At 23.3% G+C, this 19,726-nt stretch carries 19 protein-coding genes and 1 pseudogene; 5 read left to right on the top strand and 15 right to left on the bottom strand.

What is annotated here, in order from left to right; translation table 4 throughout:
• Window positions 1–437 precede the first annotated feature (437 nt).
• The 3 genes from der to ACXUB0_RS01605 are packed head-to-tail and all read right to left on the bottom strand — an operon-like array spanning window position 438 to window position 3,138.
• A complete protein-coding gene (der, locus tag ACXUB0_RS01595; RefSeq protein ID WP_338986624.1) occupies window positions 438–1,766 on the bottom strand; it encodes a ribosome biogenesis GTPase Der in 1,329 nt (442 codons plus the stop codon).
• 27 nt (window positions 1,767–1,793) lie between these two features.
• Window positions 1,794–2,465: a (d)CMP kinase gene (cmk, locus tag ACXUB0_RS01600; RefSeq protein WP_458257533.1), complete on the bottom strand. Its 672-nt coding sequence runs from the start codon at window positions 2,463–2,465 to the stop codon at window positions 1,794–1,796.
• 16 nt (window positions 2,466–2,481) lie between these two features.
• Entirely contained in the window at window positions 2,482–3,138 is a 657-nt protein-coding gene (locus tag ACXUB0_RS01605; RefSeq protein ID WP_458257534.1) for a hypothetical protein, read from the bottom strand.
• A gap of 411 nt (window positions 3,139–3,549) precedes the next feature.
• On the opposite strand from ACXUB0_RS01605, the gene ACXUB0_RS01610 reads away from it, so the two are divergent.
• The gene (locus ACXUB0_RS01610) at window positions 3,550–3,969 is read left to right on the top strand and encodes a hypothetical protein (protein ID WP_458257535.1); all 420 of its coding nucleotides are present in this window, start codon (window positions 3,550–3,552) and stop codon (window positions 3,967–3,969) included.
• A gap of 366 nt (window positions 3,970–4,335) precedes the next feature.
• On the opposite strand, the pseudogene ACXUB0_RS01615 reads toward ACXUB0_RS01610, so the two are convergent.
• A pseudogene (locus ACXUB0_RS01615) lies at window positions 4,336–4,602 on the bottom strand (ISNCY family transposase); the annotation flags it as partial.
• A 511-nt stretch (window positions 4,603–5,113) separates the two neighbouring features.
• Between ACXUB0_RS01615 and ACXUB0_RS01620 the strand changes: the two are divergent.
• Window positions 5,114–6,234, top strand: a protein-coding gene (locus ACXUB0_RS01620; RefSeq protein ID WP_458257536.1) for an IS3 family transposase whose coding sequence is annotated in 2 segments (ribosomal slippage) — window positions 5,114–5,390 and window positions 5,390–6,234 — 1,122 coding nt in all. Because the reading frame shifts where the segments join, the coding sequence is not laid out codon by codon here.
• 148 nt (window positions 6,235–6,382) lie between these two features.
• Here the strand turns inward: ACXUB0_RS01620 and ACXUB0_RS01625 are convergent.
• From ACXUB0_RS01625 to ACXUB0_RS01665, 9 genes are all read right to left on the bottom strand, one after another.
• On the bottom strand, window positions 6,383–6,913 hold the full coding sequence (locus ACXUB0_RS01625; RefSeq protein WP_458257537.1) for a hypothetical protein: 531 nt from the start codon (window positions 6,911–6,913) through the stop codon (window positions 6,383–6,385).
• Window positions 6,914–7,512: 599 nt separating this feature from the next.
• The gene (locus ACXUB0_RS01630; protein WP_338986562.1) at window positions 7,513–7,680 is read right to left on the bottom strand and encodes a hypothetical protein; all 168 of its coding nucleotides are present in this window, start codon (window positions 7,678–7,680) and stop codon (window positions 7,513–7,515) included.
• A gap of 143 nt (window positions 7,681–7,823) precedes the next feature.
• Window positions 7,824–8,063, bottom strand: coding sequence for a hypothetical protein (locus ACXUB0_RS01635; RefSeq protein ID WP_338986560.1), 240 nt, complete (start codon window positions 8,061–8,063; stop codon window positions 7,824–7,826).
• 153 nt (window positions 8,064–8,216) lie between these two features.
• Window positions 8,217–9,023, bottom strand: coding sequence for an SDR family NAD(P)-dependent oxidoreductase (locus ACXUB0_RS01640; protein WP_252320132.1), 807 nt, complete (start codon window positions 9,021–9,023; stop codon window positions 8,217–8,219).
• A gap of 23 nt (window positions 9,024–9,046) precedes the next feature.
• Window positions 9,047–9,688 carry a CDP-diacylglycerol--glycerol-3-phosphate 3-phosphatidyltransferase gene (gene pgsA / locus ACXUB0_RS01645; RefSeq protein WP_458257538.1) on the bottom strand — a complete coding sequence of 214 codons (642 nt, stop codon included), beginning with the start codon at window positions 9,686–9,688 and terminating at the stop codon, window positions 9,047–9,049.
• A 210-nt stretch (window positions 9,689–9,898) separates the two neighbouring features.
• Window positions 9,899–11,782 carry a VirD4-like conjugal transfer protein, CD1115 family gene (locus ACXUB0_RS01650; protein ID WP_458257539.1) on the bottom strand — a complete coding sequence of 628 codons (1,884 nt, stop codon included), beginning with the start codon at window positions 11,780–11,782 and terminating at the stop codon, window positions 9,899–9,901.
• Window positions 11,783–11,827: 45 nt separating this feature from the next.
• A complete protein-coding gene (locus ACXUB0_RS01655) occupies window positions 11,828–11,956 on the bottom strand; it encodes a hypothetical protein (protein WP_256468397.1) in 129 nt (42 codons plus the stop codon).
• Window positions 11,957–11,991: 35 nt separating this feature from the next.
• Window positions 11,992–13,350 (bottom strand): Mbov_0396 family ICE element transmembrane protein, encoded by a 1,359-nt coding sequence (locus ACXUB0_RS01660; protein WP_458257540.1) that lies wholly within the window; start codon window positions 13,348–13,350, stop codon window positions 11,992–11,994.
• A 58-nt stretch (window positions 13,351–13,408) separates the two neighbouring features.
• A complete protein-coding gene (locus ACXUB0_RS01665; protein WP_174480067.1) occupies window positions 13,409–13,708 on the bottom strand; it encodes a hypothetical protein in 300 nt (99 codons plus the stop codon).
• Between the two features lie 460 nt (window positions 13,709–14,168).
• On the opposite strand from ACXUB0_RS01665, the gene ACXUB0_RS01670 reads away from it, so the two are divergent.
• Both ACXUB0_RS01670 and ACXUB0_RS01675 read left to right on the top strand, forming a co-directional pair.
• Window positions 14,169–15,289, top strand: a protein-coding gene (locus ACXUB0_RS01670; protein WP_458257541.1) for an IS3 family transposase whose coding sequence is annotated in 2 segments (ribosomal slippage) — window positions 14,169–14,445 and window positions 14,445–15,289 — 1,122 coding nt in all. Because the reading frame shifts where the segments join, the coding sequence is not laid out codon by codon here.
• 202 nt (window positions 15,290–15,491) lie between these two features.
• A complete protein-coding gene (locus ACXUB0_RS01675) occupies window positions 15,492–15,677 on the top strand; it encodes a hypothetical protein (protein ID WP_342258168.1) in 186 nt (61 codons plus the stop codon).
• A 76-nt stretch (window positions 15,678–15,753) separates the two neighbouring features.
• Here ACXUB0_RS01675 and tpx read toward each other — a convergent pair whose 3' ends face one another.
• Window positions 15,754–16,260 carry a thiol peroxidase gene (gene tpx / locus ACXUB0_RS01680; RefSeq protein ID WP_458257542.1) on the bottom strand — a complete coding sequence of 169 codons (507 nt, stop codon included), beginning with the start codon at window positions 16,258–16,260 and terminating at the stop codon, window positions 15,754–15,756.
• Between the two features lie 445 nt (window positions 16,261–16,705).
• The gene (locus ACXUB0_RS01685) at window positions 16,706–17,944 is read right to left on the bottom strand and encodes an IS256 family transposase (protein ID WP_458257543.1); all 1,239 of its coding nucleotides are present in this window, start codon (window positions 17,942–17,944) and stop codon (window positions 16,706–16,708) included.
• Window positions 17,945–18,116: 172 nt separating this feature from the next.
• Here ACXUB0_RS01685 and ACXUB0_RS01690 point away from each other — a divergent pair, with 172 nt between their 5' ends.
• Entirely contained in the window at window positions 18,117–19,550 is a 1,434-nt protein-coding gene (locus ACXUB0_RS01690; protein WP_458257544.1) for a YhgE/Pip family protein, read from the top strand.
• Window positions 19,551–19,726: the final 176 nt, after the last annotated feature.

Raw genomic sequence — 19,726 nt, forward strand, 5'->3', positions numbered from 1 at the left:
TAATCCCTTCCTAAAACTTTTTCTTAATTTTTCAAAATTAAAACATTGAACTTATTGAAACTGATAATAGCACAATGGCACCAACCGTTGCACAAAACATTAAAAATATATAAAGAGCTTTATTTCAAAAATGAAAAACTTGATATGTAACTTTTTTTAGTTTAAATAAAAATTGCTCGTTAATCAGGCTCCTTTCTTTACGTAATTTTCTTTTAAATAAAAAAAACACAATAAAAATAATACCAATACAAATCAAACCAATGATAAACATTATTCACATTGCCGATGTTGATAAACTTTTATTGTGCGACTCTAATGTTAAAAAATTTAGCATAATCATTTACACTTTCTAATCATTAGTTTTTTATCTTAATAAATATTATTATACAATAAATTTTTCTTAAATAAATATAATCACAAAATTTTAAACTTTTTTATTATTTATTATACAATGACTTACGCATTCTAAATCTTAATTTAATTGGTACACCCTGAAAACCAAATCGTTCACGAATTTGATTAATTAAAAAACGTTCATAAGAAAAATGACATCGTTGTGGATCATTGACCATTAAGATAAAAGTAGGCGGATTTTTTTCAACCTGTGTTGTGTAATATATCTTTAATCTACCACCTTTAAAGTAGGGCGGCTCATTAATTAATTGAGCTTTATTAATTATTTCATTAAGAATACTTGTTTTAATTCTTAAATTCATATTAACTAATACTTCATTAATAGTAGCAAATAAAGTATGAATTCTAGTATTTTCTAAAGCAGATAAATATACAACAAAAGAATACTCAAGGTATTTAAATTTTTCTTTTATTTTTTTAGTAAACTCTTGCATTGTTTTTTCATTTTTTTTAACTAAATCTCATTTATTAACAATAATAATAACTGGCTTATCTAAATTTTTTGCCATTCCTGCTATTGTTAAATCTTGTTCTTGAATTTCAACACTACCATCTAATAAAAACAAAACAATATCACTACGTTCAATAGCATTAGTAGTTCTAATTAAACTATATTTTTCTAAATCTTCAGTAATTTTTCCTTTTCTACGAATTCCAGCAGTATCAATAACACAATATTGTTTTTTATTATAAACAAAATTACTATCAATAGCATCAGTTGTTGTTCCTGCTATTGGTGAAACAATAACTCTATTCTCTTGAAGAATAGTATTAACTAAACTTGATTTACCAACATTGGGACGACCAATAATTGCTAAATTAATATGTTCTTTCTTTTCTGTATGAACCTCTTTTGGTAACTTAGTAATTATCATATCTAATAAATCACCAAAACCAACACCATGACTAGCAGATACTAAAATTGGTTCGCCAAAGCCAACTTTTAAATAATCATAAATTTTATCATTATCGTTTTGAACATTATCATATTTATTTGCAATAATAATAACCGGTTTCTTAGTTCTGTATAATAATTTGGCAATATCTTCATCTTCGTGAGTTAAACCTTCTTGATAAGAACAAACAAATAAAACAATATCAGCCTCAGCTAAAGCAATATTAACTTGTTGATTGATTTGTTGAGTAAAATTAGTAATCGTTTTAGTAATACCACCCGTATCAATAATCACAAAATTTTGTGTTAATCATTCACCAATGCCATAAATTCGATCTCTAGTTGCTCCAGGCATATCTTCAATTATTGCTACTTTTTTTTGTAATATACGATTAAAAATTGAAGATTTACCAACATTAGGGCGTCCTACAATTACTACTTTTGGTAACTTATTCATTTTATTCAAATCCTTATATTTAAAATATTATTTTTTATGACTAAAGTAATTATCATATAAAACTTTTAATTTATCAACGGTCGTTTGTAAATTATAATCACTATTATCTAAAATAACTGCATCTTCAACAATTACTAGTTGACCAGTGCTACGAGTTTTATCAACATTATCACGAATTACCATATCGTTATATACTTGTTCTTGTGTAATATTAATACCATCTTTAATATACTGTTTATATCTTCTTTCACTACGAGCGTGTAAACTAGAAGTTAAAAAAATCTTTAATTGAGCATCAGGTAAAACAACACTACTAATATCTCTGCCAACGACAATAAAGCCTTGACTTCTAACCATTTCTTGAATTCTAGCAACCATAACTTTTCTAACTTCAGATAACGAAGCAATTATTGGTACTTTACTAGTAACATTTTTATCATAAATTTCTTCTGTTGGTGGTTGATCATTAAATAAAAAATGACCATTAACTCATCTTATATCAAAAAGTTGTAATGCTGCAAGTATTAAATCTTCACTTTCAAAAGCAATTTTATTTTTTAAACAATAATTAGTAAAGCTACGATACATAATTCCTGTATCCATAAATTGATAATCAATTTTTTTAGAAAGCAAATATGCAGCTGCTGATTTACCACTAGCTGCTGGACCATCTATTGCAATATTAATCTTTGGGTACATTGTTTTTCTCCATTCTCTACTTAATAAATAATATTAATGATAATACTAACACGACTATTAAAATTAAACAAATAATGATAATACTAAATACTGTTAAACTTCACTTATAGTTATTTTTAATTTTAACTTTTTGTAATTCATCTTGAAAATTATTATGTTCTTGATTAATTTCTTTTAGTTCTTTATTAAGATCACTATTATTTATTTTATACTTTTTATATTTAAATTCTAAATTTTTAACAAAATTTTTGACATCATGAATTTTACTTTCTAAGTCTTTTTGAAATTCATTTATTTTATTATGCATACTATTAATTAACGTTTGATATTCTAAGTTAGTACTTATTAATGGCAAATCAACTATTTCAAAATCAATATTTTCACTATATTTTTTTAAAATATTATTAATATTTTCTAACATATTTTCCAATATTAATTTATCATCATCATCTAAATGTTGTTCATTATTTTTAATAAAATAATTTTCAAAATTAACTAAATTTAAATCAGAATTTAATTTTTGAAAAATTGGCTCAAAATATGATTTATCAATTTTTATTAGTTGCTGATAATAATTCTCTATTTTTTGTTCTTGTTCTCAAAGCTTACTATTTTCTTTAATTTCTTTAGCAATTTGTTCACGTAAACTTTTATATTTTTCCATTCTTGTCATTAAAGCACCCACAAATTAATATTTAAAAAATTCCAATATTGATTTATTTTTAATAGTAATGATAATTTTCTTGATTATAACATAAATATATAAAATCATTATAATATACAAATTTAACTATTGATAATATTGATAATATTTTAAAAAATAATTGTTTTTACTTAGTTTTCTTTTAAACATTATTAAATGTCAATATCGAATGAAAATTTCCTAAAAATATTTATCAAAAAATTAAATTATTTTGGAAAGTTACACTGTTAAATAAATACAAATTCCAAATAACCTTTAAAATTTTAATTCCTGTTTTTAATATAGGATTTTTTTGTATAATTTAATTAAACTTAATATAAGTTTTTAACTCATTGCTTTAATTTCAAAGTAAATGAGTTTTTATTTTGAAAGGATGAAAAAATGAATAAAAATTTACAAGAAGAATATGAATGAATTAATAAAGAATTGATAAAAATAATCATTGATAAAAATCAATTTACTTCAGAAATTATTAGTAATAGAGTTAATTTAGCTCAAACTACTATTGTTGATATTAATGAAAATTTAAAAAAACAAAAGATTAGCAAATTTAAAAAAATTAGTTATTTAATATTAAAAATATTTACTTTTGGAAAAATTGATAAAAATAAAATAATTAAAGAAAAAAATGATTTTTTTATAAAAATATCAAAAGAACTTTTTGGAAATATTAAAAAAGTAAAAGAATTATATATAAGAAAATCAAATAGTGAAATAAATATAGATGTTAATAAAATTAATAATGCAACTTTAAATAATTTATTAATAAATCCGAATAAATCAAACTTACCACAAATGTAAAAACGATAGATTGCAATTACAATTTCTTTTAGAACCTGTTTGGAATCTTTTAAACATAATTAAACTAAAAAAGGGAATAATTATTTCTAACCTGACAGTTAATTAACATTTTATTTTCTTTGTCATTTTTTTGTTAAAAAGATTTTATCATTTGACAACTTATCGATTAAAAATTTATTTTTCAACTATAAAATAACATTTATGATATTAATTTAATCAAAAATAAGTTAAAAAAGATCCTAAACAGGTTCTTATATTTAAAATCAATTTTAGGTCACCAAATTTGCTCATATACAAATGATTTAAAAATTTATATGGTTTAGTATTCACAAAATGTAAATCTTATATAACTTTAATTAGGAATTATTAATATCCATATCTTCAAGGATGATTTTTATTGGGTATATAAACTTTTTTAGTTTTTATTAAATTTTCTTTGATAATTGGTTTTAAAGCTATTTCTTTTAGTTCATACATTTGATTATTGTAACTAAGATATAAGTCATTAATAAATGATTTAAGTACAATTACATCAGTTCTAGGTTGTATATATTGAACTTTGTTATTTTTATAAGGAAAATATTTTTTACTATAATATGTTATAGTTGAACCACTATCTGTTTTTCTTTTAGAACCTGTTTAGGATCTTTTTTAACTTATTTTTGATTAAATTAATATCATAAATGTTATTTTATAGTTGAAAAATAAATTTTTAATCGATAAGTTGTCAAATGATAAAATCTTTTTAACAAAAAAATGACAAAGAAAATAAAATGTTAATTAACTGTCAGGTTAGAAATAATTATTCCCTTTTTTAGTTTAATTATGTTTAAAAGATTCCAAACAGGTTCTTAGAAAAATTTATATTTTTATGCAGGCATTATTTTTTTATTGTATATTCTTTTTTTCAATTATAGACTTAAATTAAGATTTACAAAAAATATTTTTATCTAATATCACTTTCACATTATTATAAATATCTTGCTATTATCGATATTAAAAATAAAAATATATTACATTAGGTAAATCTTAATTCTAAAAATAAACTAAAACTAAAAATCAAAATTTTGGATGGGTTACACTTTATTGGACACTAATTACGTAGACAAGTGAACAAATTAGTGAAAAGAAAGGAAGTATAATTATGGCCAATATTAACTCATATTCAGATGAATTTAAAAAACAAATAGTAGCTTTATATCAAAGCGGTAAGTCAGTGTCTTGTCTTGCTAAAAAGTACAATGTTACAAGAGCAGCTACTTATAATTGAATTAAGCAATTTACTAATTCAGGTAGTTTTAAAACTAAAGATAATCGTTCTGTTGAAGAAAATGAATTAATTAAATTAAGAAAAGAATTAAAACAATTAAGAATGGAAAATGATATTTTAAAGCAAGCAGCACTAATAATAGGCAGAAAGTAGAAATTATTGCTAAAAATAAAGTTAAATATAAAATTCGCACAATGTGTCGTTTTTTGAAAATATCTAAATCAACATATTATTTTAACTTAAAGAAAAAAGAAAATAAAATCAAAAATAATATGTATGATGAAGCTGTTATTAGTGCTTTTAAAGAAAATAAAGAAGTTTATGGTACTAGAAGATTAAAAAAAATTTTAGAAAACCAAGAAATTTATTTATCACGCAGAAAAATTAAAGAAATTATGAATAAGCATAATTTAATATCAAAATACACTAAATTATCATTCAAAAATCATCATAATAAAGTCAATAATAGTCAAATAACCAATCTTGTTAATAGAAACTTTAATAATAGGGTTAAAAATGAAGTTATTGTTAGTGATTTAACTTACGTTCAAGTTAATGGTAAATGAAACTATATTTGCCTATTAATAGACCTATTTAACCGCGAAATTATTGGACATAGTGTTGGAGTTAAAAAAGATGCATTACTAGTATATCAAGCATTTATGCAATCAAATCGATGTTTAAAAGATATCCAAATATTTCATAGTGATCGAGGTAATGAATTTAACAATAAAATTATTAATAATCTTTTATTAGCATTCAATATTACTCGATCTTTAAGCAAAAAAGGTTGTCCTTATGATAATGCTGTTGCTGAAGCAACTTTTAAAACTTTCAAAACAGAATTTATTAATGATAAAAATTTTACATCATTAATCCAATTAAAATTAGAATTATTTGATTATATCAATTGATACAACAACATAAGAATCCACAGCACTTTAAACTACTTAACTCCTATCAAATATCAAGAACAAGTGTCTACCAAAAAATAGTCCTAAAAAGTGTTGCAATTCTACAATTCTTTATTATTTTAGGGTAGTAACACGTTAATGTTACTACCCTAAATTTATTATTTTTTAATTTTAAAAGAGAGAGAAATTTAATATTAAGAATTTTTATATTTTTAATTGTTTTAAGAAATTATTCTTTCAAAGTATTGTCACTATAACTTACAATTTTATTATTTAAATTTAAATTTTTATTAATACCAATATTGGCAATTGTATTAAGACTTGATATTGGTAATGTTTTTACTCTAAAAGATAAATCATAAATTTCAGTTTCATTTAAGACACGAAGTTCTCCGTTGATTAAGTATTCATAACCAATTCTAAAGTTTTTAATTCAAGTTGCACGATTAAGATCAGCATAACTAATATCTTCCTCGCGAAAACTTAAAATAGAATTATTATTAGATTTTTTCAATTTAATAATAGATAAGTTATCACCTAATAAGCCTAGGCTTTGCTCATGTTGTTCAATTGAATTTCTAATAATAGGAATTATTAAACATTTTTGATCAGGAGTTTGTGTTCAAATGATAACTGTTTCAAGTTTGCAACCATTACAATATTGATAATTACAATTTATATTTTCACATCTAGTTTCGTTAGTTGTTTTTGTTAATGGCACATTGGCAAAATAAATGCCACAATTTATAATATTCTGCATTTAATAAACCTCATTTTCTAAAGTTTTAATAATACTTTTACTATAAACAAACTTAATTACCATAAAAGAGTAAATTTGACCTTAAACTTAATACTTTTAAATTATAATGATATAAATTTTAAAATGTTTTTAATTATTAGTCTGTATAAATTTTGGTTTAAGGGTAAGTGGGAATATTAATTTATGAAATTGGAATAGATATTAAATTGAGTTTTTAAACTAAATTAAAGACTCATATCAATAAATTAAAATACAAAACCCTTACATGAAAATTACTCATATAAGGGCATAAAGCCAAATTTACAATTTTAAATTAATTAAACTGATGTTTTGTCCTAAAGTTTTAGGACAAATATAATAATAACAAATTTAAACCAAATTACAATAGAATCTCATACTGTATATAATATATTTTGATTAATCATTACTATAAATTATTATTAATGCTTTAATTAATTTTATAATATAAATATTATTTATTTTATTATAATTATTTTATTTTAAAAAACAAAAAAATAAATAAAAGCAGTACCTTAAATACTACTTTTATAATATAATTTCTCTAATTAAGTTAAAAAAATAATATTTTAAACTATAAATTAAAATTCATGCAAATTTAACTTTAAACTAGTAGTAAAATAACCTCTCACAAACTGAGTATCTTTTTCATTATTTGCTGTAACCGTTTCAACACTAACAAATTTAAAAATAAATGCTTTTTGATTTCAATCATAATCGTAACTAACTGTTTGCTGAACTTTATTCATATTTCCTTCATGTGAAATACTATTATCAATAAACTTTGTATCACTAGATACAATAACTAAATTCTTACTTTGATCATTATAATAATCTTTTCCATTTATATGAAAATCGACATGACTTTTTATATCAGTTAATTCTATATATTTTAATTTTGAAGGATCACTAAAAGAACAATAACATTTTTTTCAAAAGTTTTAACTGTAGTTTCTCCATTATCAGCAAAAATAGGGTATTCAACAATATCAATTGGTTGTATTACATCATGTAAATTATCAACATTTATTAAATTGTAATTTTTTACATATGAATTTAATATCGAAGAAGTTGAAAATATTGATGCTGCTGATAATGCTATTGTTGTTAACATTGATAAATATTTTTTCATAAATAACACCTCTTTTTTAATAACTTCTTAAAATCTTAAGAAGTTCGATACATCATAAACCTTTCTTTTAAAGAAAACAATAAAAAAACATTTATAATAAATAAATGTTTTTTTAATAATTTTTACGATTAAAATAAAAAATGAAATTCATTATTAGCGATTTTTTTGATAATTATATACTAACTTAAGTACTGTTTTTAAAGGTAATATTCTAATAATAGTTCTTGTAATTTTATTAGAAATTCCTGTAATAATAAAACTTTTTCTTTTTGTTTTTAAGGCTGTTTGTAAAGACTTTTTAGCATAAGTTTCAGTATCTAAAACTGGTAATAATGAACTATAATGTTCTTTATTTCCTTTACCATTACTACTACGATTTCAAAATTCAGTTTTTAATGGACCTGGACAAATTGTAATTACTCTTACTTTACTTTTTGCTCTTTTTAATTCATAATTAACTGCAACACCTAAACTTCAAACATATGATTTAGAAGCATAATAACTAGCAAAAACAGGACCTGGACTAAAAGCTGCCATACTTCCAATATTAATAACACGACCATAATTATTTTTACTAAAACGTTGAACAAATAACTTTGTTAAAATATGTAAACAAGAAATATTTAAATTAATCATATTTAATTCTTGTTCTAACATACTATCTGCAAATGTTCCTCAAACACCATAACCAGCATTATTAATAACTACTGTTACATTTAATTCTTTTGATAACTCAAATAATTTATAAATATTTTTTAAATCAGATAAATCTAAATCATAATTTTTAACTTGTAAGTGTGGATACTTATCTGCTAATTCTAATATTTTTTTACTATCACGTGATACCCCTAATACGTGATAACCTTGTGCTAATAATGCTTGACAGTAATAATATCCCAATCCTTTAGACGCTCCTGTAACTACTGCTCACTGATTCAAAACAATTACTTTATTTATCATTTATATTAATACTCCTTTTATTTTTAGATATTAAACAATTTTTTACTATTTGAACTAATATAATTATAAGCACTAAAAATACTTAATACTGTAACAACGTACATTGGTATCATTACTAATTGATTAATTAAACCATATTGATCATTATTACTATGACCATTAACACTACCATTTAAAAATCGTCAATTAATAAAAAATAAAATTGTAATTCCTAACATTTGTAATGCTGCCTTTATTCTACCATATTTATCAGCAGCCATTACTGTACCTTTAGTAGCCAAAATTTGACGAACTACATCAATAATAAAATCACGTAATACCAAAATAATTACCATTCAAACGGGAATTATAGTAGCACATGCCATTACAATTAAAACACCATTAGTTAAAAGTTTATCTGCAATTGAATCAAAAAATTTACCAAAAGTTGTTACCTGATTAAATTTTCTTGCTCATCATCCATCAATAAAATCACTAATGGCAGCAATAATAAATAAAATTGCTGCTATTAACCAACTAATCGGTAAACTATAACTATTAATATTAATACTTGTTATTCAAAGATGATAAAAATTATCATTATCTATTGGACCGATAATCATTAAACTAACAATAATTGGGACTAATATTAATCTTATTAAAGAAATAATATTGGGAACATTCATATTTAAAATCCTTTCATATAAGTTTATTTATAATATTTAATATTATTATGTACTTACCTTTTTTAGCATAATTTATAAAAAGTAAAACTTATATTTTTGATCTATTCATGAAATAAGTATATCGTTATTTTCTATATCTATCAATAATATACATTTATATATTAAAATAAATATTCTTTTATATACAATTTCTTAACTATTGTTTGTTTTTTATTTTTCTGATTTTTCTCTTTCGGCAGCAGCTTGTGGATTTTTTCTTTTCTCAATATAATAGAATAAACCAATATAACTTAAATAATAATCTTTATTAAAATCAATTAAACGTGAAGCATTTGTAACAGTTGCTTGTCCTGCCGGTTTACTTCCTCATTCATAAAACGGAATTAAACGTGTTTTTGCTGGATTATGTTTTGCTAAAAAAATAACAGCAGTATCAAAATCTAATTTCATTAACTCACTACCTGTAATTAATTTTTTACCTTGTAATGATGAATTAATATTATCAGCTTTTTTATCTTTATTACCAGAATGGCTATAATTAATAATTGTTTTTTCACCGAACATATCTGAATATTTATTAGCGGTTTGTAAATCCATAGTTTGCAAAAAAGTATGCAAAATACAGTTATTAAAAATAGTTTCTGCTGTTTCTTTACCATATTTTTGTGTTAATTGTTGTAAATCTTGCATAATCATCATGAAAAAAATATTACGACTTCGTGCAACAGTAATCATTTGTGCCATACTAGCAATCGTTGGTATATTACCAAACTCATCAAATAAAAAGTATAAAGGACGTGGTAATTTAATATCAGGTAAAGTACTTGCATAACGAATTGTATTTTTATATAACTGTGCAATAAACATTGATACAAAAGCATTACGTTCATTACTTTCATCAGGAACAACTAAGAAAACAGCACTTGGTTTTTTTACAATTTGATCTAAATTTATATCATTACTGCAACTAATATTTCGCGTCACTGGATCAGTAAATAAACGTAATCCATTAGCAACCATTTGACTAATTGATCCCGCAGTTTCTTCAGCACCTTCTAATACACCTAAACCAATTTGACGAGCTAAACTATGAGTTGGCATTTTTTTTAGAATTTCAACATATCGTTGACGATTAGTAGCAACAATAGCAGCATTTGACATACTAAAGTATTTTAAAGGAACATCAGGTTGATCTTCAAGTTGTTCTAACATAAATAACATAATTGATTTGACAACTTGCATCGCTGATTGATTTCAAAATTTTTGTTTTGGATCTGATTCAGGAAATAAAGCTTCAACAATATCATTAATTCATGATAATGCCATTGATTCATAAGTAATTGATTCATTTAAAGGATTATTTTCTTTTTTTAAACGCATTGATTCTACATAAAAATCATATACTTTAACAAAAGGATTTCATGAATTAGATACTGATGTATCACGTAAATTAATAACATAAACATCGTAACCATTATCTTTTAATATTTTAGAATGATTTTGAAATAATTCTCCTTTTGGGTCAGTAATAACCATTGATGGTTTAATTTTCGATTGGGCATTTAAATATATAGTTGGAATAACTAATTTTTGAGTTTTACCACTTCCTGTTCCCCCAATTACAATATTATGAGCATCAGACTTAATATTAAATTGGACACCACCAATTTTAGTTTTTGTTGTTTGAACAACAATACCATAATCATTTTCAACAGTTTTTGATAAAGGAAAAGTATTAGCAATTTCAGTGGGTGTTAATCAAGCAGCAGATCCATACACTTTATTTTTTGAATCACGTAAAAAGCGACTTTTATTATGAGTTTCACGATAAATTTTATATTTATGAATCATAAAGTAAGATAATAAAACTGAAAATTCAATAAGAAATAGAATTAAAAATATTAATCAATAATTAATAACATCCTGTATTAAAAATTTAAGTGTAAATGGTTGTTGATTATCTCCACTATGAGAAAACATGTTACGAACAAAGACTAAAGCATAAACTAATAAAGTATTTATTAATACTAAAAAGGGTATAACAATTATAATTACTGCTGGTAGTACTCATTTTTTTTGACGAATAAATTTCATTTTTATGTTCCTTTATTTTTTATATATTTTATAATAATTTATATTTTACCCATATTGGGAAATAACACCAGCAATACCTGATATTATTAATAATAAAACACCAATAGTTACATTACGTCTTCAACGATAACTTTTTTTCTTTTTAAATTCATTTTTTGTTTTTTTAAATTTCATGATTATTTCTCCAAGATTTTAATATTTTACTTTTTTTATTCATCAGGATCTCCTCTTCTTGCACTCTTTCTAGTGTTATTTAAATTTACAAAAGGTTCAACAAAAGCACCCTTAGCCATATTATTTAATCCAACAAAAGGGCTTTTTAAATTATTTTTTGTATCTTGTCATTTAGTACCTTGATCATGAGAATTTTGAAATTTACCAATTCCTTTAGCAACTCCTTTAGTACCTTTACCTAAATAACCTGTGATACCATTTTTTAATAGTCCATTTGCTTTCTTTTGACTACCATCAGGATTTCTTCCATCTTTAGCACCACCAAATGCAATTTGTTTCCCAAGTTTTAATGCACCAGCACCACCTGCTGCAAGGCTAGCAAAAGTCCGAGCTTTACCCATAATATTTCCAGCAATAGCTGCTCCATTAGAATCAATAGCACTTTGTACACCTAAGTTTTGTGTTACTAAGTGATTAATAATTTTTTGAGTTCTTAAACAACTAATAGCACCGGCTGTACAAAATAACGTATATAAAACTTGTTTTTCAAGTCAACTAAAATTAGTATTATTAGTAATATCTAATATTGCCTTTGGTAATATTTGAAGAAAGATATAAATAGGTAACATCGTTCCTGGACCAATAATAAACTTACCTATTACCATTTCTTTTCAAACACCCAATCTTTTTCCTTGATCAACAGGCATCATAGAAGCAACAATTGGTGATATTGAAAATAAAAGTAATAAATCAATAATTCTTTCAACCAACGTCATTGATGCAACAAATAATACATACAAAGTAAATCACACCGCAATAATTTCAAGAATAAAGTTTCAATGTTTTAATTGAGAAATAGGTGGCATTGAATAAACACCAGGATCATGCTGAGCAGCATTAGCATCCGGAGCACCAATACCTCATAATAAATCAGCTAAACTAGCATTTTTTCCTAAAGCTGTAATTTGTAAAACTGCCAATAATCCTGTTATTAAATAATTTATAGTACTCATAAAAAATGGAATGAAAACAATTACTAAAAAAGCTAAAAATGTATTTTTTATAGCTTTACCTAATTTTTCTCTAATTGTATGTGTTTCAGTAAATTGAATAATAATTAATTGCATAATAAACATAATAAGTATTACGCCAATTGAAACAATTGCTAATGCTGAAAAAAATACTGGTAAATTTTTACTATTAAGTGGATCTTTAGTAAAATCTCCAAAAACTAAATTAGTTATCGCATCAGTTGTTAAATAATCAAATATGCCGCCATGACCATGATTAGGTGATCTCAATAAAATATCAATTAAATATAATGGTCCTTGAATGAAAATAAGTCAAGGTATAAATAATAAAGCTCCTAGTATACTATCTATTAGTCAATCCATATTTTCATCTCTTTTCTCTTCATAACTTAATATTAAGTTAATATATAACTTTCTTTAGTTAGCTAGGAAGAATATTTGGATTACCACCAAAAGCTTGCACAAGAGCAATTATTATTGCTGATGCAGTAATGCCAATAATTGGTGCAATTAATGTATACATAAACGCTTTTTTAATCTCACTTCTACGTTGTGGATCATCACCAGCAGCCGCTAAATCTTTTGCCAATATAATTATTTTAAAAACACTAAATGCAATTAAAGCAGCAATTAGCAATCCTGCAACTGCCGAAACATAAGGTTTTGCTACATCAATGATTTTATTTATATCAGGTCCATCTGATAGATAATTAAAAATCATAAGTTTTTCCTCCTTAAATAATAAAAAAATAAAATTATTTACTAATCAAAATTGTTTATAAAGCATGAATTTATCTAATAATATAATAAGCCCTATTTTACTCCTTAAAGAGATAAATTAGGACTTACAGTCAAATTCATATGTTATAAATAATGTTGATACACTTTAATTATAGTTGATTTTAAAATAAAGTAAATAAAAATTTTCAATTTTATCAACTTATTTTTTATTGTTTTATAAAATTTTTAGGGCGGTTGTCAAATTTACGAAATAATTAATTATCATATTAGTAACTTATTTCCAAAATTACCATTTAAAAATGATGATAGACAAATTAAATTCTCTTTTACCATTAAATTTATATTCGACGTATTTTAAAAATATTGGATGGGTTACACTTTATTGGACACTAATTACGTAGACAAGTGAACAAATTAGTGAAAAGAAAGGAAGTATAATTATGGCCAATATTAACTCATATTCAGATGAATTTAAAAAACAAATAGTAGCTTTATATCAAAGCGGTAAGTCAGTGTCTTGTCTTGCTAAAGAGTACAATGTTACAAGAGCAGCTACTTATAATTGAATTAAGCAATTTACTAATTCAGGTAGTTTTAAAACTAAAGATAATCGTTCTGTTGAAGAAAATGAATTAATTAAATTAAGAAAAGAATTAAAACAATTAAGAATGGAAAATGATATTTTAAAGCAAGCAGCACTAATAATAGGCAGAAAGTAGAAATTATTGCTAAAAATAAAGTTAAATATAAAATTCGCACAATGTGTCGTTTTTTGAAAATATCTAAATCAACATATTATTTTAACTTAAAGAAAAAAGAAAATAAAATCAAAAATAATATGTATGATGAAGCTGTTATTAGTGCTTTTAAAGAAAATAAAGAAGTTTATGGTACTAGAAGATTAAAAAAAATTTTAGAAAACCAAGAAATTTATTTATCACGCAGAAAAATTAAAGAAATTATGAATAAGCATAATTTAATATCAAAATACACTAAATTATCATTCAAAAATCATCATAATAAAGTCAATAATAGTCAAATAACCAATCTTGTTAATAGAAACTTTAATAATAGGGTTAAAAATGAAGTTATTGTTAGTGATTTAACTTACGTTCAAGTTAATGGTAAATGAAACTATATTTGCCTATTAATAGACCTATTTAACCGCGAAATTATTGGACATAGTGTTGGAGTTAAAAAAGATGCATTACTAGTATATCAAGCATTTATGCAATCAAATCGCTGTTTAAAAGATATCCAAATATTTCATAGTGATCGAGGTAATGAATTTAACAATAAAATGATTGATAAACTTTTATTAGCATTCAATATTACTCGATCTTTAAGCAAAAAAGGTTGTCCTTATGATAATGCTGTTGCTGAAGCAACTTTTAAAACTTTCAAAACAGAATTTATTAATGATAAAAATTTTACATCATTAATCCAATTAAAATTAGAATTATTTGATTATATCAATTGATACAACAACATAAGAATCCACAGCACTTTAAACTACTTAACTCCTATCAAATATCAAGAACAAGTGTCTACCAAAAAATAGTCCTAAAAAGTGTTGCCATTCCAATCTTTTTAACAAAAAAATGACAAAGAAAATAAAATGTTAATTAACTGTCAGGTTAGAAATAATTATTCCCTTTTTTAGTTTAATTATGTTTAAAAGATTCCAAACAGGTTCTTAGAGAAAAGTCACCAAGTAGAAAGATGAGACAAATATCTTTATAATCTAAAAAGGAAATAAAGTTATGAATAAAGAAGAAAAAGAAAAAGTAGAAAAAGAACTTAATAAATCAGCTAAACGAAGAGTTGCAAATATGGAAAAAAGATTAACACGCGAAGATATAGAAAAAGCTAATAAAGAAAAAGTAGAAAAAGAAAAATCTGAAAAACAAAATAAGACTTCAAAAAGTCGTAGTTGATTTTCAAAATAAATAGTTTTTTAAAAGTCTACTGATAAATACAAAAAAGTTAGGTAATACTTATTTTAAAAATATTACCTAACTTTTTTTATGTTAAAGTTTTAATAAATTTTAGAACTTCATCATAGTTTGGTTCTAATGTTACTTCTTTAACAATTTGTAAATATATAACTTTATTATTTTTATCAACAATGATAATAGTACGTGCTAATAATTGGATTTCATCAATTAATAAATTAGTAGTATTACTAAAATTATTTTTATTATTACGATAATCACTTCAAATATGAAAATTATTATTCATTTTTAGTTTTTCACAAAAGCGACTTTGAGCAAATGGTAAATCTTTGGAAATAGTAATGATAACTAAATCTTTTAATTTAGTAGCCTCTTTATTAAAGTGTATAGTTTGTAAAGCACAAGTTTTAGTATCAATGCTTGGTACACTAGAAATAATCTTAAATTTATTAGTGAATTGTTCTAAATTCATATTATCCATTTTTTTATTAACTGCAGAAAATGATAAAGTATCTCCAACTTTGATTATTTCATTTTTAATATGAACGGGTTTACCTTTAATTGTTAATTGCAACATAATATTTTTTTCTCCCTTTTTATCAAATGTATTTATAATATTATTATAACTAAATTTATTAAAGATAATCTATTAGAACCTGTTTGGAATCTTTTAAACATAATTAAACTAAAAAAGGGAATAATTATTTCTAACCTGACAGTTAATTAACATTTTATTTTCTTTGTCATTTTTTTGTTAAAAAGATTTTATCATTTGACAACTTATCGATTAAAAATTTATTTTTCAACTATAAAATAACATTTATGATATTAATTTAATCAAAAATAAGTTAAAAAAGATCCTAAACAGGTTCTTAAGGAGTAACAAAGTGTTAAAAATTTTAAATAAATTTAAAATTGCTATTCAAGAATTTAAAATGGTTTTTAAAGCAGTGGGGACTAAACACATTTATAAAAATAAAAGAGGCTTTTTAGAAATCTGTGTATCTTTGTTTTACAAAGTACTAGTTAAGATTAATTCTATCTTCAAATTTTATCATAAAATGAGCAATTGCTGTATTTCAATTTTGAATGGGCATTGTTCATTTTTTTGTTATATTTTCAATTGCTAAATAAAATATTTTAAAAACTGACATATCATTAGGAAAAACTTTTTTATTTCTGATAACTTTTCGTAATTGACTATTAAAAGATTCAATAGCATTTGTGGTATAAATTACTCTTTTAATTTCTGTTGGATAACTAATAAAAACTATCAAATTTTCTCAATTTTTATATCAAGATTTAGCAATTTGAGGATATTGTTTATTTCACTTATTTTCAAATGTTTCTAAAGCCTGCATTGCTTGTTCTTCACTACATGCAGTATAAATTGGTTTTAAATCTGCAACTAGAGATTTTCTATGCTTATATGAGACATATTTCAAACTATTTCTAATTTGATGAATGATGCATAATTGATGTTCTGTTTTAGGATAAACTGATTGTATTGCTTCTGACATTCCTGTTAAATTATCACTACAAGCAATAAGAATATCATTTAAGCCTCGATTTTTCATTTCTGTGAAATTGGCTAATCAAAATTTAGAACCTTCATTTTCACTAATTCATAAGCCTAAAACATCTTTTTTACCTTCTAAATCAACTCCTAAAGCTATATACACAGATTTGTTAATAATGCGTTTATCTTGTCGTATTTTAACTACTATGCAATCAAAATAAACAATCGGATAAATACTATCTAATGGTCGATTTTGCCATGCTTTTACATCATCAATAACATCATCAGTAATTTGACTAATAACACTTTCACTAATATCAGCACCATGATATAACTCTTGTAATTGCATTCTAATATCTGATAATGTCATACCTTTTGCATATAAAGAAAGAACTTGTTGATCAAAACCATCAAATCTTCTTTGTCTTTTTGCAATTATTACAGGATTAAAATTACTATTGCGATCTCGTGGTACATCAATCTCAATTTTACCTTGTTGAGTTATTAATTTTTTTGAACTTATACCATTACGAGCATTGTCACTATTACTATGTTGATTCTTATCATATCCTAAATAATTTTGCATCTCAGAATTCAACATTTTTTCTACTAATCTTTTTGTTAATTCTTTATACAAACCTCCCTCTTTAAAAACTGTTGTTAAATCTTCAGTATTTTCTAATAATAAATCTACTGCTTTTGATATTGGATCATTATTATTAATATTTTGCTTTTTAGCCATCTGTAATTCACTCTTTCTAGGTTTATTATAGAATTAATTAAACATAGTTATTTTTGTAAGTTACACAGATTACTAAACATTACCAAATAAAAGAACAATTATTAAAAGTATTGCACTATGTTTTATTCCATTTTTATATGCTTTTATTGCTTTATGAGCTTTTTTTAATCCATTGGGAAATATTAATCGTTTACCAATTGCTTTAGTTAATAACGATAGTTCTGCAGTAGGAATTAATCGTGTTATTAATCGACATAATTTAAATTTGGATAATGAAAATCCTAATAGTAGTGGTGCTTATGAATTTAAAATTAATGATTTACAAATTAACAATGAGAAAAAAACATTTACTGTTTATTATTATGATGATTGAAAAAGTTATTATCAACATCAAAATGACAAAACTTTTTTAACTGAAATTATTATTGATAGTTGTTTTACTAAGGATTTTAATGATTTTTTTAAACAAGCTTTTAAAGTAGTTATTGATAATATTAAAACTCCAGAAAGAATTTGGAATCTTATTAATCAAATTACTATTAGACCAAAAATTAGTTTACAAGCTTCATATAAAGTTAGTCCGATTTTAGGTGAAATTAATGATTTTACTTTAAATGCATTAAAAGATAATATTTTTAGTAAGTTTTTACCTGTTGTTATTAGTGATCAAGTATTTGATTATTGAGATAAAGATGCTTCTGATTCAGGTTATCACCATTTACAACCAATTTTAAAAGAAATTTATGGTATTCTTTCAATTGTTGTTCCTGGTTTAGGTCCTCATGCCGAACAATTTAATGATAATATTGATAGTGTAACAAGAAACGAAGAGATTAAACATATTAAAGTTTTAGAACATGATTATTGAATGAATCATACTTTATTGGCACCTATTAACTTTATTAATTTTAATATTAATATTGAAGGTCAAGATAAATCTCCTTATGGATTTGGTTTGGGTCCATATTTCATGTGTATTGGAATGTGAGTAGGTACTTTATTATTAACTTTTACTTTTATTAGAAATAAAGATATTCCAAAAACTAAATTTTGATCAAACTATTTAGCTAAATCAGCATGAATGATTATTTTTGGTTTAATTCAGTCAACAATTTTAGTAACTTCATTATTACTATTATTTAATAATATTGATTTATGACAACGATTTTGACAAATGTTTTTATACATGTGATTAATAGCAATTATTTTTGATTTGGTTGTTCAATCAATTGCTCACATGTTTCGTAATCATGATTTGGGTAGATTTTTAATTGTTATTCTTTTAATACTACAACTTTCTTCATCAAGTGGTACTTTTCCTGTTGAATTAGAACCCAAGTTTTTTCAAGTAATGTATAATTTTTTACCATTTAGTTATGCAATAAAAGGATTAAGAGAAATTCTTATTAATCCTAATCCAATGACTATTTTATGAAGTATTGGTTGTTTATTAATATTTATTATTATTTTAGTACCATTATCGTTGTTACTTAATTGATGACATGATCATAAAGATGCAAAAAATGAAGTTGGAAATAAAAAAAATAAATTAGTTGTTAATAATTCTTCATCATTAAAAAATAAAACTACTACTGATGAGAACTAAACATTATATTTTTAGGTGTCCTTTTTATTAATACTTTCTAATAAAAATAGAATACTTAAAAGAATGTTGTATATTATTTTTTTCAATTATAAACTTAAATTAATATCTACAAAAGATATATCTTTTGTAGATATTAATTTATAAAATAAAAAACATAAATATTTAAAAAAAATAAT

Source organism: Spiroplasma endosymbiont of Dactylopius coccus (assembly GCF_977110965.1).